Genomic DNA, 22885 nt, shown 5'->3' with positions numbered 1-22885 from the left:
CAACAAGGACCCTGCCATGAGCCGCGAGCGCCGCATCGACTACGTTGAATTCGCCTCCCGCGATCCGGCGGCCAGCCGTGCCTTCTTCGAGAAGGTGTTCGGCTGGTCGTTCGTCGACTATGGCAGCGACTACACCGCCTTCGACGATGGCCGCCTGCAGGGCGGGTTCTTCCGCGGCCAGCCTGCGCAGGCCAGTGAAAGCGGCGCGCCGCTGCTGGTGCTGTACGCCGACCAGCTGCTGCCGGTGCAGGCCGCAGTGAGCGCCGCCGGCGGCGAGATCGTGCGCGCGGTGTTTTCCTTCCCGGGGGGCAGCCGCTTCCAGTTCGTCGAGCCCGGTGGCAACGAACTGGCGGTCTGGTCGGAACGCGATCCGGCCTGAGCGCCGTCCCATCTGCAACATCGAGGTAGCACATGCGTTACGCGCTCGGCGTCGAATACGACGGCAGCGATTTCAGGGGGTGGCAGAACCTGGGAGAAGGTGGCCCCAGCGTGCAGGCCAGCCTCGAACAGGCCCTGTCTTCGGTGGCCGATGCGCCGGTGCAGGTGGTCTGCGCCGGTCGCACCGATGCCGGTGTGCACGGCCAATGCCAGGTCGTGCATTTCGATACCGGGGTGGTGCGTGATCCACGTGCCTGGATGCTGGGCACCACCACCCGCCTGCCGCGTTCGATCGCGGTGCGCTGGTGCGTGCCGGTGGCCGACGATTTCCACGCCCGCTTCTCGGCGCGTGCGCGGCGCTACCGCTACCGCCTGCTCAACCGCGAGGTGCGGCCGGCGCTGGATCGGCAGACCCTGAGCTGGGAGCGCCGGGCGCTGGACGAAACCCTGATGCACGCCGCCGGCCAGGCCCTGCTTGGCGAGAACGACTTCAGCGCGTTCCGCTCCGTGCAGTGCCAGGCGCTGCACGCGCGCCGCGAGCTGCAGTCGCTGCAGGTCAGCCGCCACGGCGAGGTGATCGAGGTGGCTGTGCAGGGCAATGCATTCCTTCATCACATGGTCCGCAATATCGTCGGTTCGTTGATCCTGGTGGGCAGCGGCGAGAAACCGGTGGACTGGATCGCCGAACTGCTGGCCGGGCGCGACCGTACCGTAGCCGGTCCCACCGCACCGCCACAGGGCCTGGTGTTCCTTGGGCCTCTGTACCCCGACAACTGGCATCTGCCCGCCGAGGTCACGCTATGAGCCGCTCCTACTACCGTACGCGCATCAAGTTCTGTGGCATGACCCGTGCCGGCGACGTCCGCCTGGCCGGTGAGCTGGGCGTGGACGCGGTGGGTTTCATCTTCGCCCGTGAAAGCAGCCGCCGGGTCGCCCCGGCCGAGGCGCGCGCGATGCGCCAGGCGATCGCGCCGATGGTCGATGTGGTGGCCCTGTTCCGCAACAACAGCAAGGAAGAGGTACGCGAGGTGCTGCGCACGGTGCGGCCGACCCTGCTGCAGTTCCATGGCGAGGAAGACGAGAGCTTCTGCCGCAGCTTCAACATGCCCTACCTGAAGGCCATTGCCATGGGCGGGCGCGAGGAGGTCAACGCGCGCACCCTGCAGCTGCGCTATCCCAGCGCGGCCGGTTTCCTGTTCGACAGCCACGCCCCGGGCGGCGGTGGCGGCACCGGCGTGGCCTTCGACTGGGGCCGCATCCCGACCGGGCTGCACCGGCCGTTCCTGCTGGCCGGCGGGCTGAACCCCGACAACGTCTACGATGCCGTGCTGGCCACGCTGCCGTGGGGCGTGGACGTCTCCAGCGGCATCGAGCTGGAACCGGGCATCAAGGATGGCTACAAGATGCGCACCTTCGTGGAGGAAGTGCGCCGCGCGGACTGCACGGTTCTGGAGTGATTGACGTCACTATTTGTCGTGAGCTGCCGCCGGATTTGAGCCTGCACGCATTCTTCACATAGGATGGTCTCCTGCGCCTGCCATAAAGGCGGGCGCGAGGATCGACGGGGCGCGTTCTGCGCGTCCCGAATGGGCGGACGCCGCCCTCAGCCCAGGAAGGCAAGCGATGCAGGAATTCCTCACCGTGGTGTTTGGTTTCCCGACCCTGCCGTACAGCATCGTGCTGGCGGTAGCGCTGGTCTATTGGGGGCTTGCTGCGTTTGGCCTGGTGGATGACGGATTCGGCGACCTCGGCGCCGACGGCGCACTGGACGGCGGCAACGATCTCAGCGGCCTGTCGGCCCTGCTGCAGCGCTTCGGCCTGGGCGGCGTGCCGGTCATGGTCGTGGTCACCCTGCTGGGATTCTTCGGCTGGGCCTTAACCTACTTCATCCATCTGTTCGTACTGTTGCCACTGCCGGACCTGCTGCGCTGGGGGTTCGGCGCGCTCGTGGCCGTGCTCGCTCCACTGCCGGCGATACCGGTGACGGCACTGCTGCTGCGCCCGATCCGTCGGTTCCTGCTGCGCCTGCGGCCGGTGGCCCAGACCTCGCTGCTGGGGCGTATCGGCGAGGTCGCTTCGCCGAAGGTGGACGCGCGCAGCGGCCACGCCACGGTCGACGACGGTGGCGCCGGGCTGGTCCTGCAGGTTCGCAGCGACATCGAACTGCAGCGTGGCGAGCGCATCGTGCTGGTCGAGCACGTGGCCGAACAGCACTACTACCGGGTGGTCCGCGCCGACGCGGTCGCCCTCGATTTCCAGGACAACCTGCTTCCGGGCAACAAGGAGAATCACTGATGACGTTGGCAACCATGGCCCCCTTCCTGATCGGCGTGGCCGTCCTGCTGGTCGGTCTGCTCGGCCTGGCCGGGCTGTTCAAGGCCTTCTACCGCAAGGTCGACCAGGGCGTGGCCCTGATCGTCAACGACATGAGTTCCACGCCGAAGGTGCACTTCACCGGCGCACTGATCATCCCGGTGCTGTACCGCGCCGAGCTGATGCGGATCAGCCTGATCACCCTGCAGATCGACCGCCGCGGCAAGGAAGGGCTGATCTGCCGCGACAACATGCGGGCTGACATCGCCGTGGCCTTCTACCTGCGGGTCAATGAGACCCAGGCCGACGTGCTGCGCGTGGCCAAGGCCATCGGCGCCGACCGCGCTTCCGACAAGCATGCCGTGGACGAACTGTTCAACGCCAAGTTCTCCGAGGCGCTGAAGACGGTCGGCAAGAAGTTCGACTTCACCGAACTGTTCGAGAAGCGCCAGGAATTCCGCGACGAGATCATCGCGGTGATCGGCAACGATCTGAACGGCTATGTGCTCGAAGACGTGGCCATCGACTACCTGGAACAGACGCCGAAGTCGCTGCTGGACCAGTTCAACATCCTCGACGCGCAGGGCATCCGCAAGATCACCGAGCTGACCGCTGCGCAGAACGTAGTGACCAACGAGCTGGAGCAGAACGAGAAGCTCGCCATCACCAAGAAGAACGTGGAGGCACGTGAAGCGCTGCTGGCGCTGGAGCGCCAGCAGGCCGAGGCCGAAGCGCGCCAGAAGCGTGAGATCGAGACCATCCGCGCGCGCGAGGAAGCCGAGACCGCCAAGGTGCAGGAGGAACAGCGCCAGCTGTCCGAGAACGCGCGCATCGAAGCGCAGCAGCTGATCGAGATCCGCGATCAGAACCGCCTGCGCGAAGTGGAAGTGGCCGAGCAGAACCGCCAGCGCGCCGTGGCCATCGAGGCCGAGCGCGTCGAGCGCGCACGCCAGCTTGAACAGGTCACCACCGACCGCGAAGTGCAGCTGCAGGGCGTGGAGCGTGACAAGGTGGTCGAGCAGGGCAAGATGGACGTAGCCAACATCACCCGCGAACGCATCTCCATTGACAAGACCGTGGCGCAGGAAGAAGAGCGCATCAAGGAAGTGCGCGAGGTCTCCGAGGCCGACCGCCAGAAGCAGGTGCTGATCCTGGAAGCCGAAGCCAAGGCGCAGGAATCGCTGGTGCGCGAAGTGAAGGAGGCGCAGGCGCGCGAAACCGCGTCCAAGCACCGTGCGGTGGAACTGACCACGCTGGCCCAGGCCGAGCACGAAGCGGCCGGCAAGCAGGCCGAAGCCAAGCGTCTGCTGGCCGACGCGCTGCGTGCCGAACAGGCCGCACCGGGCCTGGCCGAGGCGCAGGTGCGCGAGGCCTCGGCACTGGCCATCGAGAAGGTCGGTATTGCCGAGGCGCGCGTGATCGAAGCCAAGGCCGAAGCCAGCCTGAAGCAGGGCAGCAACGAGGCCCGTGTGCTGGCCGAGACGCTGCAGGCGCAGGCCCAGGGCGAAGAAAAGATGGGCCTGGCGCGTGCCACGGCCACCGAATCGCTGGGCAACGCCGAGGCCGGTGTGGTACAGAAGAAGCTGCTGGCCGAGGCCGAGGGCCTGGTGCGCAAGTTCGAGGCGATCGCTTCGCTGAGCGACCAGGCGCGTGGCCACGAAGAGTTCCGCATGATGCTGGACAACAGCCTGAAGCAGGCGCTGGCCTCGATCGAGGCGGGCAAGGAAGTGTCGCGCGAGAACGCCAACGTCATCGCCAGCGCACTGCGCAACGCCGACATCGATCTGGTCGGCGGCGACGGCGGCATGTTCGAGAACCTGGTCAAGGCGGTGTCACTGGGCAAGTCGATCGAAGGCTTCGCCGGCAAGAGCCCGATCGTGCAGGAGCTGATGCAGCGCTACCTGGGCGTGGCCGTGGCCGAGCCGGCACCGCGGCAGATCGCCGAGGACGCCGAAACGGTGCCGACGGTGTCGGCTACCGTGCTCGACAGCGCCCGTTGATGCATCGGGCGGTGGCCGCTTTGACCACCGCCCGCCCGCGCCGGCCGCACCCGCGGCCGTTCGCCCGTGAGCCGGAAGCCTGCTGATGTCTCAAACCCAACCGACCGCCGAATCCACCGCAGCGGAGGCCGGCGCCACCAGCGTCGACCAGGCCGTTGCCCAAGGCGGTGCCTACGAAGTCCTGCGCCGCCGCCTGGCCGAGCAGGGCCAGCGCCTGCAGGGCCTGGCCGAAACGCTCAACCGCCAGCGCCTGACCGAGTTCGGCGACAGCCGGCTGGAAGTGGTCGGGCGTTTCCGCATCCGCAGCGAGAACAACTGCGTCGGCCGCGACATCGTGCAGGTGGGCCCGGACCGCCTGCTGTTCGGCTACAACGTGTTCATCGGGCTCAAGACCCAGACCCGCATCGAGGATGTGTTCGGCCTGTACCGGCTGGTGCAGGGCCCCGATGGCTACGACGTCGCCGCGCTGGAGCTGAAGGGCAGCTTCCTCGACCAGCCCGGCTTCGTGCATGACTTCAACGAGCTGTACGCCTATTACAAGCATGCGCGCCTGCTGCAGCTGATCGTGGTCGGCGACAAGCTGCTGGCCTCGTTCCAGATCGGCGAGCGCAGCAGTGACGTGCGCGTGTTCCGCTGGGCGCTGTCGCGCGATGGCGAACTGACCTATCTGGATGCGCGCGGTGAGCGCGATATCGCTTTGCCGCCGCCGTTCGACTTCGAATGGACCAGGGCGACCCGCGACCTGGCGGTCAATGGCCGCCATTCGCACCTGAACATCCTCGACACCCTGTTCGTGGAAACCACCGGTGGCGACCTGACCATCAAGGTCGAGAACAACACCGAAACCGGGCAGGGCATCTACAGCGAACCAGTCGAGGACAGCACCCAGTCGCTGGACGACGCCCAGTTCGAGTTCGCCCGGGTCGGTTCGCTGGTGCTGCTGAAGGTGCTGCCGTATCGCGAGACGGAGTGGCGCGGCCTGATCTACAACACGCTGACCGGCGGCATCGTGCGCAACGATGCGATCGTGCAGGCCTGCGTGCAGCTGCCCGAAGACCACGGCGTGATCTTCCCGGGTGGCTATTACCTGCAGGGCGGCGAGCACAAGGCGTTCGACGCCTCGATGGCCGGCATGCAGTTCAAGCGCAGCCTGCGTTCGCCCAACGGCGAGGACGTGCTGTACATCTTCTACGAACGCGAGGGTGGGCGCTCGGCGCTGTTCGTCTACAACACCATCCAGCGCGTGTTGCAGAACCCGGTGTTCGGCCACGGCTATGCCTTCCTGCAGGATGGGCGCATGGTGCTGTTCCATGCCGAAGGCAACGAACCGACCCGCATCCATCCGATGCAGGTCTGGCAGACGCCGTTCAGCAGCGACGAGTTCGCCGCCAGCCGCCCGCCCGGCAATACCTTCATGGGCCGCATCGGCAATGCCGAACTGGTGCGTGGCATCTCCAACCTGTTCAACCTGGCGCGCGAGATCGACGGCCAGGACGTGTCGGTCCAGCGCTACCAGCGCCTGGTGGCCGATACCCGTCGGCTTTTCGACGCCCACCACTGGCTGGGCGATGAGGCCTGCGATGGCGCCGCAGCGCTGCTGCGACAGATCAGCGCCACCGGCGAATCGGTGCTGGACGAATACGAGAAGGTGCAGTCGATCCGCCAGCAGTCGGCGCAGGCGATGGTCGAGGCCGAGGCCGCGCACAAGGCGCTGCTTGGCCGGCTGCAGCCGCAGAACTGGGATGAAGTGCAGGCCTTCGTCGAGGCCCTCAATGCGATCGCTGCCTTGCGTGGGCGGCTGCTGACCATCCGCGAGCTGCGCTACATCGACACCGCGCGCATCGAGGCGATGACCGCCGAGCTGGTACAGGCGCAGGACCGTGTTGGCGCCGCCACCGGTGAATTCCTCGCGGGCGAGGCCGCACTGGCGCCGCTCACCCTGCGGCTGCAGGCGCTGGATGAATCCGCCCAGCAGGCGCAGAGTGCCCGCCAGCTGGACGAGCAGCTGGAAGGGCTGCGTGGCATGGCCGCCGACCTGGACATGCTGTCCGAGCTGATGGCCGGGCTGAAGGTGGACGATGCCACTGCCCGAACCCGTGTGGTCGAGTCGATCTCGGTGCTCTATGGCCGCCTCAACCAGGCCCGCACACGCGCTGATCAGCGCCGCCGATCGCTGGGCTCGGCCGAGGCCGTAGCGCAGTTCGCCGCACAGTTCGCACTGTTTTCGCAATCGATCACCAGTGCGCTGGCCCTGGCAACCGACCCGGAGCGCGCCGACGAACAGTTGTCGCGCCTGCTGGTGCAGTTGGAAGAGCTGGAGAGCCAGTTCGGCGAGCATGAACAGTTCCTCGGCGACATCCTGAGCAAGCGCGAGGAACTGGTCGAGGCATTTGATACGCACAAGCAGGCCTTGCTGGACGATCGCCAGCGCAAGGCGCGTTCAGTGCTCGATGCGGCCAACCGCATCCTCGACGGCCTGGCCAAGCGCACCGAACGCTTTGCCACCCCTGACGAACTCAATGCATTCTTCGCCGGCGATCCGTTGATCCTCAAGCTGCGTGAGCTGGCCGAACGCCTGCGCACCTTGCATGACAACGTCAAGGCCGACGATATCGAGGCACGCCTGAAGGGCGTGCGTGACCAGGCGGTGCGCCAGCTGCGCGACCGCAGCGATCTGTACGAAGCCGGTGGCAATGTCGTGCGGCTGGGCCCGCGCCATCGCTTCAGCGTGAACACCCAGCCACTCGATCTGACCCTGCTGCCGCGCGGCGATACGCTGGCCATCCATCTGACCGGCACCGATTTCCTGGAAACCCTGCACGACCCGGAACTGGACGCGCTGAAGCCGTTCTGGCCGGTCACGTTGGATTCGGAATCCGAAGCCATCTACCGCGGCGAGTACCTGGCCGGCTGCCTGCTGCGCACGGCAGAAGCGGGGCGCGACGGGCTGGACCTGCCCCAACTGCTGCACGACGCCGCCGAACCGGAGGCCCTGGACCAGCGCGTGCGTGCGTTTGCCGCGCCGCGTTACCGCGAGGGCTACGAGCGTGGCATCCACGACCACGACGCCGCGCTGATACTGCGTGCGCTGTTGCCGTTGCAGCAGGCCGCCGGTCCGCTGCGGCATGCGCCACGGGTACGCGCCCTGGCCCAGGTGTTCTGGGCCGCGCTGCAACGCGACGATGCTGTCGCGCAGTGGCCCAGCCGCCAGGCCGGCGCTGACACCATTGCCCGTCTGTTCGGATCCGACGAGGGCCGTCAGGCGCTGCGCGTCGAAATGGCCAAGGCCCTGCACGACTATGCGCAGGCGCAGGCCCTTCCGTTCGATGCCGACATGGCCGCCGATGCGGCCGCCTATCTGGCCGATGAACTGCGAGATGGTGACCCGGTCTTCAGCATCAGCCGACATGCGCAGGCGCTGTTGGATGCCTTGTCCTCACAGTTGGAGCAGGCCGGTCAGCGCGATGCTTTCGAACGCGCGCTGCAGCGCAACCAGGATCCGCTGGCCACGCGCTGGGCCCTGGCCGGGCAGTGGCTGCGTGCGTTGGCCAGCCTGCCGGCCCAGGCTGCGCACGCTGGTTACGTCGACGAAGCCGCCGCGCTGCTGCTGGTGCAGCGGCAGCTGCGCACGCGTGCCAGCGAGGCCACGCTGCGCGCCGAGGTGAAGGGGCTGCTGGGCGAGCACCCGCGCATCCAGGGCGGCACGCTGGTGCTGACGCTGGACGATTTCCAGTCGCGGCTGCAGCATCATCTGCAGCGCTTCGTGCCCTCCTTCCATGCCTACCAGAGCGTGCGCCAGGGCATCATCAGCCGCGAGCGGCAGGCCCTGCGCCTGTCCGAGTTCAAGGCGCGTCCGCTGTCCTCGTTCGTGCGCAACAAGCTCATCAATGACGTCTACCTGGGGGTGATCGGCGACAACCTGGCCAAGCAGATGGGCACGGTCGGCGAGAACAAGCGCAGCGACCTGATGGGCCTGCTGATGATGATTTCGCCGCCAGGCTACGGCAAGACCACGTTGATGGAATACGTGGCGCATCGCCTGGGCCTGGTTTTCATGAAGATCAACGGGCCGGCGCTGGGCCATGAAGTGCGCTCGCTCGATCCGCAGCAGGCGCCCGATGCGACCTCGCGGCAGGAACTGGAGAAGCTCAATCTGGCGCTGGAGATGGGCAACAACACCATGCTGTATGTCGACGACATCCAGCACACCCATCCCGAGTTCCTGCAGAAATTCATTTCGCTGTGCGACGGTACCCGCCGTATCGAGGGCGTGTGGCGTGGCCGCACCCGCACCTACGACATGCGCGGCAAGAAGTTCTGCGTGGTCATGGCCGGTAACCCGTATACCGAGTCGGGTGAGGTGTTCAAGATTCCGGACATGCTGGCCAACCGTGCCGACATCTACAACCTCGGTGATGTGCTGGGCGGCATGGAAGCGGCGTTCACCCTCAGCTATATCGAGAACAGCCTGACCTCCAATCCGGTGCTGGCGCCGCTGGCCACCCGTGACATGGCCGACCTGTACGTACTGGTTGATCGCGCGATGGGCAAGGAGGTCTCGACCAACGGCCTCAGCCACGCCTACAGCAGTGCTGAGATCAACGAGATCACCGCCACCCTGCAGCGCATGCTGCGCGTGCGCGACGTGGTCTACCGGGTCAACCAGCAGTACATCGCCAGTGCCGCACAGGACGATCGCTACCGCACCGAACCGCCGTTCCGCCTGCAGGGCAGCTATCGCAACATGAACAAGCTGGCCGAGAAGATCTCGCCGGTGATGAACGAAGAAGAGCTGCAGCAGCTGATCTCCGACCATTACCTGGGCGAGGCGCAGCTACTGACCACCGGCGCCGAGGAGAACCTGCTGAAGCTGGCCGAACTGCGTGGCGTACTGGATGATGCGCAGGCCCAGCGCTGGGCACAGATCAAGCGCGATTTTATGCGCAACAAGGCCATGGGCGCCGACGACAGCGACGTCGGTGGGCGAGTGGTTGCGCAGTTGGCCGACATCGCCACGGCCCTGCAACAGCCACCGTTGGCGCAGGAAGCCATCGCCGTTGCGGCACCGGTGCCGTGGCAGGCGTTGCTGGAGGCCTTGCAGCGCATTTCTGAAACACCTCAGCCCTCTGCCACGTCGGCGTCGATCGCGGCGGCTCCGGGCGTGCCGGCCACGGTCCTGGCCGAAGAACTGCAGGCGGGCCTGGCACCGTTGGTCGAACTGTTGGCGGCATCGCAGGCGCAGCAGGTACAGGTGTCGCAGACCTTGGCCGCGTTCGCCGGCTGGGCGCGGCAGCAGGTCGAGCATCGTGGGCACGGTAGTGGGGTGCCGCAGCGTGCACGCGTTCGCCGTGCCACGACGCCGGAAGAACGCGCACTGGACGAGGCCTTGATGCGCCACTTCTACGGCGAGTCGCTGCCACCGGAAGACGCTGAAGGCAGCGTGGCATCGAGCCCACAGCCGCCGCCTCTGCCGTGACCGCACCGGCGACACTGCCGTCACCGGTGTTGCCGGACACGGCCGATATCGCCGTGCTGGCCGACTACGGTACGCCACTGCTGCAGGCGCTCACCCAGCGCGCCGCTGGCGTGCCCTCGGTTGCAGGCGAAGGCCTGGTGGCCGCGTTGGCACGCATTGCCCTGGCACTCCAGGCCGGCAACCCTGCGCAGATCCGGCGCCAGGAGAGCTGGTGGGGGCGCCTGCTTGGGCGCGATGTCGACCGCGAGGCGGAAGGGCGTGCGCTGCAGTCGCAATTGGGCGTACTGGCCCTGCAGGCGCGCGAGCAGGCCCAGCACCTGCAACAGCACCAGCAGGCCCGAGCCTTGGCCATCACCGAGCGTGCAGAGGCGGCCACGGCATTGGACGCCTGGGTCGAGCTGGGCGTATCACGGCTGGAGCGATGTGATGCGGCCGGCCAGGCCGCGCTGTCGCAGCGGCTGGATCACCTGCGCCGGCTGGCTGCGTTGCATCGTGTCGAGGCCGCTCAGTGGCAGCTGCTGCAGGACCAGGACGCGGTGCTGCTGCAGCGCTTCGCGCGCATCCACGATGTTCTGCTGCCGGCCTGGCGACAGGCCGCTCTGGCGAAGCAGGCCGGTGCCGGTGCCGCCCTGGCCGCGAGGGCCAGCACACTGCACGCCCAGATTGATGACGAGGTGGCGGCGGCTCAGGCTAGACTGCCGTGAGCCGGCCGCCGTTGCCGCATACCCAACTGCAAGGAGACTGCCCGATGACCCAGGACAGCCAGACCCCCGCTGCGCTCATGCCCGGCACGACGACCGCCGCTCCGCTCGATGAGGGCACACTGCAGGCCCTGGGCCTGGGCCGCGAGGATCTGCCTCGCATCGCCGAGATCCGCATGGAGCTGGACGATCTGCGACCGGGCAACCTGCAGGTGTTCGGGCGTGAAGCAGCCACGCGCACGGCGGCGTTCTCCAGCCAGTTGCTGGACCAGGTGCGCAACCGCGACCTGGACGCCAGTGGCGAGAAATTGGGCGAAGTGGTGCGCATCGCGCGCAGCCTGAAGCTGGACGGCTTCGCGCAGAGGTCGAAAGTGCCGGTGATCGGTGGCCTGATCGATCGCCTACGCGTATCCAAGGGCGAGCTGGTACAGAAGTTCAGCGATACCAACGCGCAGATCGAGCAGTTGCTGGGCGATGTCGGCGTGCAGCAGACGTTGATGGCCAAGCGCGTGGGCGAGTTCGACCGCATGCATGACATCGTCCGCGAAGAGCGCCATGCGCTCGGCCTGTATGCGGCGGCGGGCAAGCAGCGGCTGGCGGAACTGCAGGCCGAGCAACTGGCTGGGCAGGGCAGTGAGGATCCGCAGCAGCGCATCCGCCAGGGCGAGATCGACAATGCGATCCGGCTGATCGACAAGCGCGTGTCCGACCTGCAGCTGATGCAGCATGCTGCCGATCAGTCGCTGCCGATGATCCGGTTGATCCAGGCCAACGCGCTGCAGCTGATCGAGAAGTTCAATACCGTCCGCGACATCACCATTCCGTCGTGGAAGCGCCAGTTCGCGATCCAGCTTTCGCTGGGAGAGCAGAAGGCGGCGGTTGAACTGTCCACGGCCATCGACGATGCCACCAATGAGCTGATGCGCCGCAATGCCGACCTGCTGCGCCAGGCATCGGTGGATACCGCGCGCAGCAACCAGCGTGGGGTGATCGACGTTGCCACGCTGCGTCATGTGCACGACCAGCTGATTGCCACGGTCGAGGAAGTGCGCAGCATCCATCGCGAAGGCATGCAGCAGCGCCAGCAGGCCGAAGTCGAGCTGTCGCGCCTGCGCGAAGATCTGCAGCAACGTCTGGCCGCACCCACCGCGCCGTAGCGTTGAGCAGACTCGACGCTACAGCTGCCCCACCAACCAATCGGCCAGGGCATCGACCCGCGCATCCAATGGGCCATCGGGCCGGGCCAGCACCCAGAAGCCACCGGTAGCAGTGAAGCCCCAAGGGGCCACCAGCCGGCCCGCGGCCAGGTCCTGGGCCACCAGTGGCTCGGGCGCAATGGCCAGGCCCAGCCCGGCTACCGCTGCTTCCAACAGGTAGTAGAGGTGATCGAAGGCGGTGCCCAGCTGCAGCTTCGAGGCATCCAGATCATGCGCCTTCGCCCATGCCGGCCACGCCTGCGGCCGTGAGCGGGTGTGCAGCAGCGTCTCCTGCAGCAGCACCGAGGGGGGCCCGCTGCGCAGGCGCTGCGCGGCCGGATGGGAGGGCGCGACCACCACGCCCACCCGTTCCGGTGCCAGCTCATGCACCTGCCAACCGCGCGGCCACGGCCCCTGTGCCAGCAGCAGCACCGCGTCCAGCGCCGCCTGCGCCTCGGTGAAGCTGCCGTCCAGCGCCGACCATTGCAGGCGCACGCCGGGCAGGGCCGCCTGCAGTGCAGGCAGGCGCGGGATCATCCAGCGTGCCAGCACACTGCCACTGCAGCCCAGCACCAGCGCCGGTGACGCCGCAGGCCGCCGCAGTTCACGCACACAGTCTTCGATGCGACCGAACGCCTCACCGCACGCGGCGTGCAGTTGGGTGCCGGCGGCTGTCAGGCGCAGGCCACGGCCGGCGCGCTGGAACAGCGCCAGGCCCAGGTGGTCCTCCAGCAGCTTCAGCTGCCGGCTGACCGCACCGTGGGTGACGTGAAGGTCCTGCGCGGCACGGCCGACACCGCCCAGGCGCGCGGTGGCCTCGAACGCCCGCAGCGCGTTGAGCGGCGGAAGTGATGAGCTGCTCATGTGAGATTTCCTGACGGGATGCGCCAGATAATATCCATTTTCCGGTCACGACCCGTGCGCTAGAGTATCCACCTGTCTCGAACCAGCGGTCGCTTCCATGTCAGCTTCCCCCATTGCCGACTTCCATGCCTTCCCGGATGCCCAGGGTCACTTCGGCCACTACGGTGGCAGCTTTGTCGCCGAAACCCTGGTCGGCCCGCTGCAGGAACTGGCCCAGGCCTATGACCAGGCTCGGCAGGACCCTGCCTTCCAGCAGGCCTACGACCGCGACCTGGCCCACTACGTGGGCCGGCCGAGCCCGATCTACCACGCCCAGCGCCTGAGCGACCATGTCGGCGGCGCGCAGATCCTGCTCAAGCGCGAAGACCTGAACCATACCGGCGCGCACAAGATCAACAACACCATCGGCCAGGCGCTGCTGGCGGCGCGGATGGGCAAGAAGCGCATCATCGCCGAGACCGGCGCCGGCCAGCACGGCGTGGCCAGTGCCACGGTGGCCGCACGGCTGGGCCTGGAGTGCGTGGTGTACATGGGTGCCACCGATATCGAGCGGCAGAAGATCAACGTCTACCGCATGAAGCTGCTCGGCGCGACGGTGGTGCCGGTCACCTCCGGCTCGGCCACCCTCAAGGACGCGCTGAACGAAGCGATGCGCGACTGGGTGACCAACGTGCAGGACACCTTCTACATCATCGGCACCGTGGCCGGGCCGGACCCGTACCCGCGCATGGTGCGTGACTTCAACGCCATCGTCGGCCGCGAAGCGCGCGAGCAGATGCTGGCCGAGTATGGCCGTCTGCCCGATGCGATCACCGCCTGCGTCGGCGGCGGCAGCAACGCGATCGGGCTGTTCCATGCCTTCCTCAACGATCGCCAGGTCGAGATCGTGGGCGCCGAGGCGGCCGGCGATGGCATCCACACCGGTCGCCACGCCGCGTCGATCGCCGCCGGCCGCCCCGGCGTGCTGCACGGCAACCGCACCTACGTGCTGTGCGATGACGATGGCCAGATCATCGAGACCCACTCGGTCTCGGCGGGCCTGGATTACCCCGGCGTCGGCCCCGAACACGCTTTCCTGGCCGATACCGGCCGTGCGCGCTACCTTGGCATCACCGATGAGGAAGCATTGCAGGCCTTCCACCTGCTGGCGCACACCGAAGGCATCCTGCCGGCGCTGGAATCCAGCCATGCGCTGGCGCAGGCGATCAAGTTGGCGCGTGAGCGCCCGCGCGACCAGATCGTGCTGTGCAACCTGTCCGGCCGTGGCGACAAGGACGTGCACACCATCGCCGCGCGCGAAGGCCTGGTGCTGTGAATCCGATGCTGCGCCACGGCGGCGCGCTGGTGCTGGCGGTGGGGTTGGGGGGATGCACGCCGCCCGATCCGCCGGTGCTGGCACCTGCGCCGGCCGCACCGGCGGCGATTGCGCCGGCGCAGCGCCCGGCCAGCAACGACGACATGGCGCATCGCCCGATCGATGACGCCCCTGCGCCGGTGGTCCCCCCGCAGGCCGATGAGGACAGCGCACCGGCGGTGGTCTCGGTGGCCCTGGACCATGCCGGTGAGGTGCTGATCGGCCAGCGGTTCAGTGAAGTTGAAGCGGAGGGCGCCTGGCATTCGGCCGGGCTGCACGAGGCCACGCAGGGGCGCTGCGAATACTACGAGCGCGGCACGCTGCCGGAAGGCGTGGCGATGATGGTGCAGGACGGCGACGTGGTTCGTTTCGACCTGGCTCCGATCGATGATTCCGGGCAGGTGGTGGTGCAGCCGGGTCCGTTCGGCCTGCGCCTGGACATGCCCCGCGCGCAGGCATTGCAGCTGCTCCCGTCCGGTGTGACCGCGCAGGCCTATGGCGACGACCCGGAAGCCGGAGAGAGCCTGCTCTGGCAGGACCCCGGTTCGGACCTGGCGATCCGCGTGGAGATCGTCGATGGCGTTGTATCGAGAATGTACTGGGGCGCCAGCGGCGCCGTTGATCTGATTGAAGGATGTACCTGACATGTCCGTTGAGCGTATCGATGCCTGTTTCGCCCGCCTGCGTGCCGCTGGCCGCAAGGCGCTGATTCCCTTTGTCACCGCCGGAGATCCCTCGCTGGAAGCGACCGTGCCGGTCATGCATGCACTGGTGGAGGCCGGTGCCGATGTGATCGAACTGGGGGTGCCGTTCTCCGACCCGATGGCCGACGGCCCGACCATCCAGCGCAGCTCCGAACGCGCGCTGGCACGCGGTGCCGGTAGTCGTTACGTGCTGCAGGCGGTGGCGCAGTTCCGTGAGCGCGACGCACAGACCCCGGTGGTGCTGATGGGCTACCTGAACCCGGTGGAGATCCATGGCTATGCCGCGTTCGCCCAGGCCGCGGTGGCGGCGGGCGTGGACGGCGTGCTGCTGGTCGACCTGCCGCCGGAAGAAGCCGGCGAAGCGCAGCAGGCGTTCGATACCGCCGGCCTGGCGCTGGTGCTGCTGGCCTCGCCGACCACCAGCGAAGCGCGCGCCGACAAGCTGCTGGCGCTGGCCCGTGGTTACCTCTATTACGTGAGCTTTGCCGGTGTGACCGGCGCATCGGAGCGGTTGGACAGCGATGCGGCCGGTGCACGCCTGCAGGCCCTGCGCCAGCGCGCTTCGGTGCCGGTGGTGGCTGGCTTCGGGATCAAGGATGCCGCCAGTGCCGCGGCGATGGCGCGGCAGGCCGACGGTGTGGTGGTCGGCAGTGCGCTGGTGGCCGCATTGGCCGACGCCGACTCGGCCGGCGAGGCCGCCCGGCGTGCCCGGGCCTTCCTCAGCCCGTTGCGGCAGGCCCTGGACGACTGAGGGTAGTGCCGGCCGCTGACCGGCACATGTGTGCCCCGCACGGCGTTGCCGCGCTAAACGTACGTCCCAGCATGGTTTTTCCCGCCAGCCCGAAGCCCGGCAAGGGGTGCACGGGCGGGGGAAGCGGAGCTAGACTGTCCGCCTTTGCGGCCCCCGGGCCGCCCTGAACGGAAGTGTCCTCCCGCATGAGTTGGCTCAGCAAGTTGATGCCGTCCGGCATCCGCACCGACAACACCCCCAGCAAGAAGCGCAGCGTCCCCGAGGGCCTGTGGGAAAAGTGCAGCAACTGCGGCAGTGCGCTGTACCGGCCGGAACTGGAAGAGAACCTGGAGGTGTGCCCGAAGTGCGGCCACCACATGGCGATCCGCGCGCGTGCGCGGCTGGCGGCGTTGTTCGACGCCGACAGCACCACCGAGATCGGTGCGCGCCTGGGGCCGACCGACCTGCTCAAGTTCAAGGACCAGAAGAAGTACAGCGAGCGCATCAAGATCGCGCAGAAGAACACGGGCGAGTACGACGCACTGATCGCCATGCGCGGCCTGCTCAAGGGCCGTGCGCTGGTGGCGTCGTCGTTCGATTTCGCCTTCATGGGCGGCTCGATGGGGTCGGTGGTCGGTGAGCGCTTCGCGCTGGCCGCGGAAACCGCTGTCGAGATCGGCGCGCCCTACGTGTGCTTCTCGCAGAGCGGTGGTGCGCGCATGCAGGAAGGCCTGTTCTCGCTGATGCAGATGGCCAAGACCTCGGCTGCGCTGGGCAAGCTGCGTGAAGCCGGGCTGCCGTACATCTCGGTGCTGACCCACCCGACCACCGGCGGCGTGTCGGCCTCGTTCGCGATGCTGGGCGACATCAACATCGCCGAGCCGCAGGCGCTGATCGGTTTCGCCGGCCCGCGCGTGATCGAGCAGACGGTGCGCGAGAAGCTGCCGGAAGGGTTCCAGCGCTCGGAGTTCCTGCTCGAGCACGGTGCCATCGACCAGATCTGCGACCGTCGTGAACTGCGCGACCGGCTGTCCGATCTGCTGGCCATGCTCGGCCGTCAGCCGGCGCCGGAGGTGGTTTGATGGGAGGCCGCAAGTACTTCGGTACTGATGGCATCCGTGGGCGGGTCGGGCAGGGCGTGATCTCGGCCGACTTCGTGCTGCGCCTGGGCAATGCGCTTGGCCGCGTTCTGGTCGCCCAGCGCGGCCAGGACGGGCGCCGGCCGATCGTGATCATCGGCAAGGACACCCGCATCTCCGGTTACATGTTCGAAGCAGCGCTGGAAGCCGGGCTGGTCGCTGCCGGCGTTGATGTGCAGCTGCTGGGCCCGATGCCGACCCCGGCCGTGGCGTTCCTGACCCGCACGCTGGGGGTGGATGCCGGCATCGTCATCAGCGCCTCGCACAACCCGCACTACGACAATGGCATCAAGTTCTTCTCCGCCCAGGGCGAAAAGCTGGACGATGCCACCGAGCTGGCGCTGGAGGCGGCGCTGGACATCGCCTTCACCACCGCCGAATCGGAGAAGCTGGGCAAGGCCTCGCGCGCCCGTGAGGCGGTGGGCCGCTACATCGAGTTCTGCAAGGCCAGTGTGCCGCGTACGTTCGACCTGCGCGGCGTGCGCCTGGTGCTCGACTGTGCGCATGGCGCCACCTACCAGATCGCGCCGCTGCTGTTCCGCGAACTGGGCGCCGAAGTGATCAGCATCGGTGCCGAGCCCAACGGCGTCAACATCAATGCAGGCGTGGGATCCACCCACATCGACAACCTGGCGGCCAAGGTGCGCGAGACCCGCGCCGATCTTGGCATCGCCTTCGACGGCGATGGCGATCGGGTGTTGATGGCCGACGACCAGGGCAACCCGGTCGATGGCGATGATCTGCTGTACATCCTGGCGCGTGCGTGGAAAGCCGAAGGGCGCCTGCATGGACCGGTGGTGGGCACGCTGATGAGCAACTACGGCGTGGAAAAGGCCTTCGCCGACCTGCAGATTCCCTTCCTGCGCAGCAACGTCGGTGACCGCTATGTGCACCAGGCGCTGGTGGAAGGCGGTGGCGTGCTCGGCGGCGAAGCCTCCGGCCACCTGCTGTGCCTGGACCGGGCCACCACGGGCGACGGCATCATCAGTGCCCTGCAGGTGCTGGTGGCGCTGCGCAACAGCGGACAGACCCTGCGGCAGGCCCTGAAGGGGCTGCTGCGGGTGCCACAGAAGACGGTCAACGTCCGCCTGGGCAATGTATCGGCCAAGGCCACCGTGCAGGCCGAACGCGTGCAGTCGGCACTGGCCGACGCGCAGCAGGCGGTGGCCGGTCGCGGCCGTGCGTTCCTGCGCCCGTCCGGCACCGAGCCGGTGGTGCGGGTCACGGTCGAGGCCGACGATGCAGCGCTGATGCAGGATACGCTGGATCGCTTGTCGGCCGCCGTGCGCGACGCTGCCGGCTGAGACGGCCGATCCGGTCGGCACAGCGCAGAGGTAACCCCGACATGGCCGCGACAGCGGCCATGTCGCTTTCCGGTACCGTTGGCTGAACCCACCGCGACCGGAAATCGCGTTCAGCGCGGCGTATGCGCTTTCTGACGTGGCGTGAACGAAGCGCGGCGTATTCCGGGCATCAGGATTCCTGCTTCTGCCCGATGCCTGCGCAGAAGAGGACCCGGTCGGAGCCGATCACGCTCCATTGTTCTTCCTTCGTTGCAAGGACCACGACCATGAACATCTCACTGCGCTACAGCCGCTGCCTGCTGGCAGGTGCGCTGCTGGTGCTGCCGTTGCTGGGTGGCATTTCTGTTGCCAGCGCGCAACCCCGCCCTGAAGGCGGACCGCACATGTCCGCTCCGCGCGAAGAGCCGATGCGTGCACCGTGGGGCTACCCGCGGATGGAGCGCCCGCGTGAACTGGGCACTGCACGGCCGGCGTACCGCGAGGACTACCGGCACAACTTCCGCGCCGACCACGCCTTCCGCATCGGTCCCTACCATCCGCCGGTCGGCTACGCCTATCAGCGCTGGCACTATGGCCAGATCCTGCCGCGCCCGTACTGGGTGGGCGACTACATCCTCAACGACTTCTGGCTGTTTGGCCTGGACGTGCCGCCGGTGGGACTTGAATGGGTGCGCTATGGGCCGGACGCGCTGCTGATCAACACCGGCAACGGCGAGATCGTGCAGGTCGTGTACGGGCGCTTCTTCTGAGGCCCTTGTTACGGCCCCGGCACCATCTTCTTCTGGCGCGCCTTGAAGCCATTGAACAGCGGTGCGAGCAGCGGGTTGTAGCTCTGCGCGATGCGCTTGCGCAACCAGCTTGCCGGCCGGTTGCGGATCGCAAAGCGGTAGATCCGCTCCGGATCACCGCCGACCACGTTGCGTCCGAACGGATGGGTGGTATGCAGGTAGCGGAAGCCGTGCTCGCGCGCGACCTCGATGTGGTCCTGGTCGAAATCACCATAGGGCCAGCACAGCGTGTCCGATACCTCGCCGAGCTTGTCGCGCAGCACCTCGCGCGAGATCGCCAGGTCGTGGCTGAGGCCCGCGCGGCGCTGCGCGCGGTCCAGGTCGTCGCGGCGCAGCCAGCGGGTATGGGTGTGGGTGTGGCAATGCACTTCGAAGGTGCCGGCGGCGATCGCCGCGCGCGCCTCGCTCCACCGCATCATCACCTCATCGCTGCGCTTGTGCTCGTAGATGGCCGCTTCGCAGCCGCGATGGTCCGGCGTGGCCGGCAGTGCCGCGCCGGCGATGCCGGCGTGCGGGCGCTCGGGGCCTTCGCCCATCCAGCCGGTGACCACGAACACCACCGCGTGCATGCCGTACTTCTGCAGGATCGGATGCGCATACACCCAGTTGTCCAGATAGCCATCGTCGAAGGTGATCACGATCGACCTGCGCGGCACCGGCCGGCCCGCAAGAAAACCGGCGTACTGGTCCAGGGTCAGCGACGTCCAGCCATTGCGGGCCAGCCACGCGATCTGGCTCTCGAAGTTCTCCGGTGACACGGTGATCATGCCCGGTGAGGGGCTGACGTGATGGTGCATCAGCACCGGTACGGTTCGCGCATCAGCCATGTCCCAGCTCCTTCAGCCACTGGTGGTAATAGTACTCGGTGGTCTCGCCGTGGCCGGCGGGGGTGAAGCGGTGGGCGCTGCGCATCCATTCCCAGCCAGCGCGGCCCATCTGCCGGCGCCGTTCCGGATCATCCACCAGCAGGCGCAACGCACCGGTGAGGGCGGCGCCGTCACCCAGCCGGGTGAGGATCGCATTGCTGCCATCGACCACCATTTCCGGAACGCCACCGACCCGCGTCGCCACGATCGGCACGCCGACATAGGCCGCTTCCAGGAACACGGTTCCGGCGGCCTCCTTGTGCGAGGCCAGGGCGAAGATGTCGAAGCCGGCCATCAACCGGCAGGCCCCGTCGCGGTAGCCCAGCAGGTGTACCTGTTGCTGCAGCCCGTGTTCCTCGCGCAGCGCCTGCAGCCGTTCCATCACGGTCTGGCCATCGCCGATCACCACCAGATGCAGGTTGGGGTGGGTCCGGCACAGCGGGACCATCGCCTGCAGCAGATCGACATGGCCCTTGGGCTCACGCAGCACCGCCACGCAGCCCACCACGATGTCCTGCGCACCGAAGCCGAGCTCGGCACGCACTTCGGCGCGCACGTCCTGCAGGCATTGCCAGGGATCATCCTTGCGGATGTCGCTCCAGCGCGGCGGTACCGCGATCGGCGGCACGATGCCGATGCGTTCGGTGGGAATGCCGCGGTCGGCCAGCAGCTGCTTGACGAAGCTGCTCACGGTCAGCACCCGGTGCGGCAGGCCGGTATAGGTGAGGAGCGAATTGACCGGGCTCATCAGGTGGCGCGAGCGCACCACCAGCGGCGTGCCTCCCAGCCGTGCGCCGGCAGCGGCAATCAGCGCATCGCGGCGGCTGGTGGTATTGACCACGTCATAGCGCTCGCGCCGCACCAGCCGCGACACCGACCAGATGCCCCGCAGCAGGCGCCCCAGGCCGCCCATGCGCAGGGTGTGCACGGTGAAGCCATCATCGCGTGCCAGCGCGGCCAGACGGGCATCGGGCTGGCACAACAGCGACACCTCGTGGCCACGCGCGCGCATCACCTGCATGTGGCGGAAAATATAGATCTCCTGCCCGCCCATTCCCTTGGCGGCTTCAGTGTGCAGGATGCGCAGCGGACGGTTCATGTGGAATCGATCCTTGAGGGTCAGCGGTTACGGAAGCGGGTCAACGCTTCCCATGCAGCGCGCACCGCGGTGGCATCGGGGCTCTGCTGTGGCAGCGGGCGGTAGTGCCGGTCCAGTGCGGTGGCATTGCCGAACTTGTCGAACACGTAGATGGCATCGCCGTAGCGGACCGCGCGTTGCGACCAGCTTTCGACCACCAGTGCGCGCGGGCCCTGCGGCTCGGCCAGCAGGTCCTGGCCGGTGCTGTAGTCGGCCAGCGGGTTCTCGCAGCCCAGTGCGTGGCGCATCAACGTGGGAACCCAGTCTTCGTGCGAGCTGATGCGGGCCTGTCTGCCGGCGTCCTGCCCGGGCCAATGCAGTACGAACGGCACCTGCAGCTGGAAGTCGGAGAAGTTGCCGTTGTGGCCCCAGTAGTTCAGCTGCAGATCGTTGAACTCCTCGGCGTGGTCGCCGGTGACCAGCACGATCGTGTTCTGCTCCAGCCCCTGCGCGCGCAGGTCGTCCAGCAGCGTGCCGATCAGGCTGTCGGCGTAGTGCACGGCGGTGCGGTAGCGGTTGAGTTCCGGGGTCGGGTCGTGGTCAGGGCCGAATGCCAGGAAGTCGATGTCGCCGGCCATCGGCGTGGCCAGGGGGCGATAGTCCGCCGGCATGTGGTACGGCGCGTGCGTGGAGTCGAGGAACACGAAGCCGAACCAGGGGCGCTGTGCCGCCTGGCTGGCCCGGATGTCCTGCTGCAACGCGCTGACAATCGCGCGATCGCGGCCATCGGATTTCAGTTGCGACGGGCCCTGGTGCAGCTGGTCGCGCACATCGGCGAACGCGGTGCGGTCGAACTCAGGGCTGTACAGCGGCGCACTGCCATATAGATGCAGGTCATAGCCCTGCTGGCCCAGCACCCGGAACAGCTGCGAGCCGCGCTGCTCGTCAAGCATGCTGGGCCAATAGCCGCCGGGCAGACCGTAGAGCAGCCCGAACAGGCCGTAGCGGGTGGCATTGCCGGTACTGAAATGGTGGTCGTAGACGCGCGCGTCCTGCGCCAATGCCGTGGTATTGGGCATCACCTGTGCGGTGAGTGCATCCTGGCGCAGGGACTCGAGCACCACCATCAACACGTTCGGGCGCTGCGTGCTCTGGCAGCGCAGCGGATGCAGCGGGTACTGCAGCTGTGCATGGCGCGGGTCGGGCAGGCCGGCCTGCTGCTCACTGACCACGCCCAGACGGCGCATGAAACTCTTGGCGGTGATCGGCTGTGCCCACGGCAGGTAGTTCCACTGCGCGATCACGTCGCGGTCGCCGCGGGCATCGTAATAGGCGGTGGCGACCTGGCCGCCGCCCATCAGCAGCGCAACCACCGCCCACGCCTGCAGCACGCGGCGCCGGCGCGGAGCGGCAGGCAGCAGTTTCCAGCAGGCCCAGGCCAGCAGGCCCTCGGCGCTGAAAACTGCGGCGACCAGCATGCCGACCTGCAGCCAGGTCTTCCACGACAGAGCCACCTGGTCCTGCAGAGCGCCACCGAACACCATGTTCACCACCATGGCATTGAGGTGGAAGCGGTACAGGGTGAATACCTTGGCGTCGACCAGCAGCAGGCAAAGCCACAGGCCCTGCAGCACCACGGCGCTGACACTCAGGATGCGCGCGCTGCGTGGCCACAGGCCGAGCAGCAGGGGCAGCAGGCCGGCCAGGGCACCGAAGGCCAGCAGGTGGCCGGGCAGGGCGATGGCCAGGTAGGCCAGGCCGGCAGCGCCGCCGGGGTTGTCGCGCAGGGGCACGTTGCCCAGCGCGATCGCTGCGGCGAGCACCGCATTGCCCGCTACGAACAGCGACCACCAGGCCAGGCGATGCCAGCGGCGGGCGGCACTGGGCAGCAGCGGAGCATCGGTAGAAGGGGCGGCAGTGTGCATGGACGATCGGGGCAGGGGCGCGGGATGAAAGGAGAGCCCCGGTTGTGACGGAATCGTTAATCCGCGCGC

General features: G+C 67.7%; 18 protein-coding genes. 14 read left to right on the top strand and 4 right to left on the bottom strand.

Features of this window, described 5'->3' with window-relative positions; genetic code table 11:
• The first annotated feature begins 16 nt into the window (after positions 1-16).
• From AC5YGJ_RS08330 to AC5YGJ_RS08295, 8 genes are all read left to right on the top strand, one after another.
• Positions 17-379: a VOC family protein gene (locus AC5YGJ_RS08330; protein ID WP_107231080.1), complete on the top strand. Its 363-nt coding sequence runs from the start codon at positions 17-19 to the stop codon at positions 377-379.
• A 32-nt stretch (positions 380-411) separates the two neighbouring features.
• Positions 412-1182: a tRNA pseudouridine(38-40) synthase TruA gene (gene truA, locus AC5YGJ_RS08325; protein WP_249843322.1), complete on the top strand. Its 771-nt coding sequence runs from the start codon at positions 412-414 to the stop codon at positions 1180-1182.
• Positions 1179-1835 carry a phosphoribosylanthranilate isomerase gene (locus AC5YGJ_RS08320; protein ID WP_006458876.1) on the top strand — a complete coding sequence of 219 codons (657 nt, stop codon included), beginning with the start codon at positions 1179-1181 and terminating at the stop codon, positions 1833-1835. Before truA ends, AC5YGJ_RS08320 begins: the two co-directional genes overlap by 4 nt.
• 166 nt (positions 1836-2001) lie before the next feature.
• Complete coding sequence (locus AC5YGJ_RS08315; protein WP_496186255.1) at positions 2002-2673, top strand: hypothetical protein; 672 nt, start codon at positions 2002-2004, stop codon at positions 2671-2673.
• Positions 2673-4691: a hypothetical protein gene (locus AC5YGJ_RS08310; protein WP_249843324.1), complete on the top strand. Its 2019-nt coding sequence runs from the start codon at positions 2673-2675 to the stop codon at positions 4689-4691. Before AC5YGJ_RS08315 ends, AC5YGJ_RS08310 begins: the two co-directional genes overlap by 1 nt.
• Before the next feature lie 85 nt (positions 4692-4776).
• The gene (locus tag AC5YGJ_RS08305; RefSeq protein WP_496186254.1) at positions 4777-10167 is read left to right on the top strand and encodes a DNA repair ATPase; all 5391 of its coding nucleotides are present in this window, start codon (positions 4777-4779) and stop codon (positions 10165-10167) included.
• Entirely contained in the window at positions 10164-10871 is a 708-nt protein-coding gene (locus AC5YGJ_RS08300) for a hypothetical protein (protein WP_249843326.1), read from the top strand. The genes AC5YGJ_RS08305 and AC5YGJ_RS08300 overlap by 4 nt, the downstream gene beginning before the upstream one ends.
• Before the next feature lie 44 nt (positions 10872-10915).
• Positions 10916-12025 carry a toxic anion resistance protein gene (locus AC5YGJ_RS08295; RefSeq protein WP_496186253.1) on the top strand — a complete coding sequence of 370 codons (1110 nt, stop codon included), beginning with the start codon at positions 10916-10918 and terminating at the stop codon, positions 12023-12025.
• 18 nt (positions 12026-12043) lie between these two features.
• On the opposite strand, the gene AC5YGJ_RS08290 is transcribed toward AC5YGJ_RS08295, so the two are convergent.
• On the bottom strand, positions 12044-12928 hold the full coding sequence (locus AC5YGJ_RS08290; protein WP_496186252.1) for a LysR family transcriptional regulator: 885 nt from the start codon (positions 12926-12928) through the stop codon (positions 12044-12046).
• A gap of 97 nt (positions 12929-13025) precedes the next feature.
• On the opposite strand from AC5YGJ_RS08290, the gene trpB reads away from it, so the two are divergent.
• The 6 genes from trpB to AC5YGJ_RS08260 all read left to right on the top strand — a co-directional run bounded on the left by trpB (position 13026) and on the right by AC5YGJ_RS08260 (position 18908).
• On the top strand, positions 13026-14243 hold the full coding sequence (gene trpB, locus AC5YGJ_RS08285; RefSeq protein WP_496186251.1) for a tryptophan synthase subunit beta: 1218 nt from the start codon (positions 13026-13028) through the stop codon (positions 14241-14243).
• Positions 14240-14926: a hypothetical protein gene (locus AC5YGJ_RS08280; RefSeq protein ID WP_496186250.1), complete on the top strand. Its 687-nt coding sequence runs from the start codon at positions 14240-14242 to the stop codon at positions 14924-14926. The genes trpB and AC5YGJ_RS08280 overlap by 4 nt, the downstream gene beginning before the upstream one ends.
• Before the next feature lies 1 nt (position 14927).
• Positions 14928-15737 carry a tryptophan synthase subunit alpha gene (gene trpA / locus AC5YGJ_RS08275; protein ID WP_496186249.1) on the top strand — a complete coding sequence of 270 codons (810 nt, stop codon included), beginning with the start codon at positions 14928-14930 and terminating at the stop codon, positions 15735-15737.
• A 185-nt stretch (positions 15738-15922) separates the two neighbouring features.
• Positions 15923-16798: an acetyl-CoA carboxylase, carboxyltransferase subunit beta gene (gene accD / locus AC5YGJ_RS08270; RefSeq protein ID WP_496186248.1), complete on the top strand. Its 876-nt coding sequence runs from the start codon at positions 15923-15925 to the stop codon at positions 16796-16798.
• Complete coding sequence (gene glmM, locus AC5YGJ_RS08265) at positions 16798-18159, top strand: phosphoglucosamine mutase (RefSeq protein WP_496186247.1); 1362 nt, start codon at positions 16798-16800, stop codon at positions 18157-18159. Before accD ends, glmM begins: the two co-directional genes overlap by 1 nt.
• Positions 18160-18425: 266 nt before the next feature.
• Positions 18426-18908 carry an RcnB family protein gene (locus AC5YGJ_RS08260; protein ID WP_496186246.1) on the top strand — a complete coding sequence of 161 codons (483 nt, stop codon included), beginning with the start codon at positions 18426-18428 and terminating at the stop codon, positions 18906-18908.
• An 8-nt stretch (positions 18909-18916) separates the two neighbouring features.
• On the opposite strand, the gene AC5YGJ_RS08255 is transcribed toward AC5YGJ_RS08260, so the two are convergent.
• Genes AC5YGJ_RS08255 through AC5YGJ_RS08245 form a run of 3 tightly spaced genes read right to left on the bottom strand, consistent with a single transcriptional unit; the run spans position 18917 to position 22816 of the window.
• Positions 18917-19774: a polysaccharide deacetylase family protein gene (locus AC5YGJ_RS08255; protein WP_107231072.1), complete on the bottom strand. Its 858-nt coding sequence runs from the start codon at positions 19772-19774 to the stop codon at positions 18917-18919.
• A complete protein-coding gene (locus tag AC5YGJ_RS08250; protein WP_309336916.1) occupies positions 19767-20912 on the bottom strand; it encodes a glycosyltransferase family 4 protein in 1146 nt (381 codons plus the stop codon). Before AC5YGJ_RS08250 ends, AC5YGJ_RS08255 begins: the two co-directional genes overlap by 8 nt.
• A 20-nt stretch (positions 20913-20932) precedes the next feature.
• Positions 20933-22816 carry a DUF3413 domain-containing protein gene (locus tag AC5YGJ_RS08245; RefSeq protein WP_496186245.1) on the bottom strand — a complete coding sequence of 628 codons (1884 nt, stop codon included), beginning with the start codon at positions 22814-22816 and terminating at the stop codon, positions 20933-20935.
• Positions 22817-22885: the final 69 nt, after the last annotated feature.

Source organism: Stenotrophomonas sp. CS3K5 (genome assembly GCF_059515225.1).
This window is presented reverse-complemented; position numbering and strand designations above follow the sequence as displayed.

Bases quoted from the DNA above. Each gene is read 5' to 3' on its own strand.
- AC5YGJ_RS08330 (WP_107231080.1), top strand. From the start codon at position 17: ATGAGCCGCGAGCGCCGCATCGACTACGTTGAATTCGCCTCCCGCGAT.
- truA (WP_249843322.1), top strand. From the start codon at position 412: ATGCGTTACGCGCTCGGCGTCGAATACGACGGCAGCGATTTCAGGGGG.
- AC5YGJ_RS08320 (WP_006458876.1), top strand. From the start codon at position 1,179: ATGAGCCGCTCCTACTACCGTACGCGCATCAAGTTCTGTGGCATGACC.
- AC5YGJ_RS08315 (WP_496186255.1), top strand. From the start codon at position 2,002: ATGCAGGAATTCCTCACCGTGGTGTTTGGTTTCCCGACCCTGCCGTAC.
- AC5YGJ_RS08310 (WP_249843324.1), top strand. From the start codon at position 2,673: ATGACGTTGGCAACCATGGCCCCCTTCCTGATCGGCGTGGCCGTCCTG.
- AC5YGJ_RS08305 (WP_496186254.1), top strand. From the start codon at position 4,777: ATGTCTCAAACCCAACCGACCGCCGAATCCACCGCAGCGGAGGCCGGC.
- AC5YGJ_RS08295 (WP_496186253.1), top strand. From the start codon at position 10,916: ATGACCCAGGACAGCCAGACCCCCGCTGCGCTCATGCCCGGCACGACG.
- AC5YGJ_RS08290 (WP_496186252.1), bottom strand. From the start codon at position 12,928: ATGAGCAGCTCATCACTTCCGCCGCTCAACGCGCTGCGGGCGTTCGAG.
- trpB (WP_496186251.1), top strand. From the start codon at position 13,026: ATGTCAGCTTCCCCCATTGCCGACTTCCATGCCTTCCCGGATGCCCAG.
- trpA (WP_496186249.1), top strand. From the start codon at position 14,928: ATGTCCGTTGAGCGTATCGATGCCTGTTTCGCCCGCCTGCGTGCCGCT.
- accD (WP_496186248.1), top strand. From the start codon at position 15,923: ATGAGTTGGCTCAGCAAGTTGATGCCGTCCGGCATCCGCACCGACAAC.
- glmM (WP_496186247.1), top strand. From the start codon at position 16,798: ATGGGAGGCCGCAAGTACTTCGGTACTGATGGCATCCGTGGGCGGGTC.
- AC5YGJ_RS08260 (WP_496186246.1), top strand. From the start codon at position 18,426: ATGAACATCTCACTGCGCTACAGCCGCTGCCTGCTGGCAGGTGCGCTG.
- AC5YGJ_RS08255 (WP_107231072.1), bottom strand. From the start codon at position 19,774: ATGGCTGATGCGCGAACCGTACCGGTGCTGATGCACCATCACGTCAGC.
- AC5YGJ_RS08250 (WP_309336916.1), bottom strand. From the start codon at position 20,912: ATGAACCGTCCGCTGCGCATCCTGCACACTGAAGCCGCCAAGGGAATG.
- AC5YGJ_RS08245 (WP_496186245.1), bottom strand. From the start codon at position 22,816: ATGCACACTGCCGCCCCTTCTACCGATGCTCCGCTGCTGCCCAGTGCC.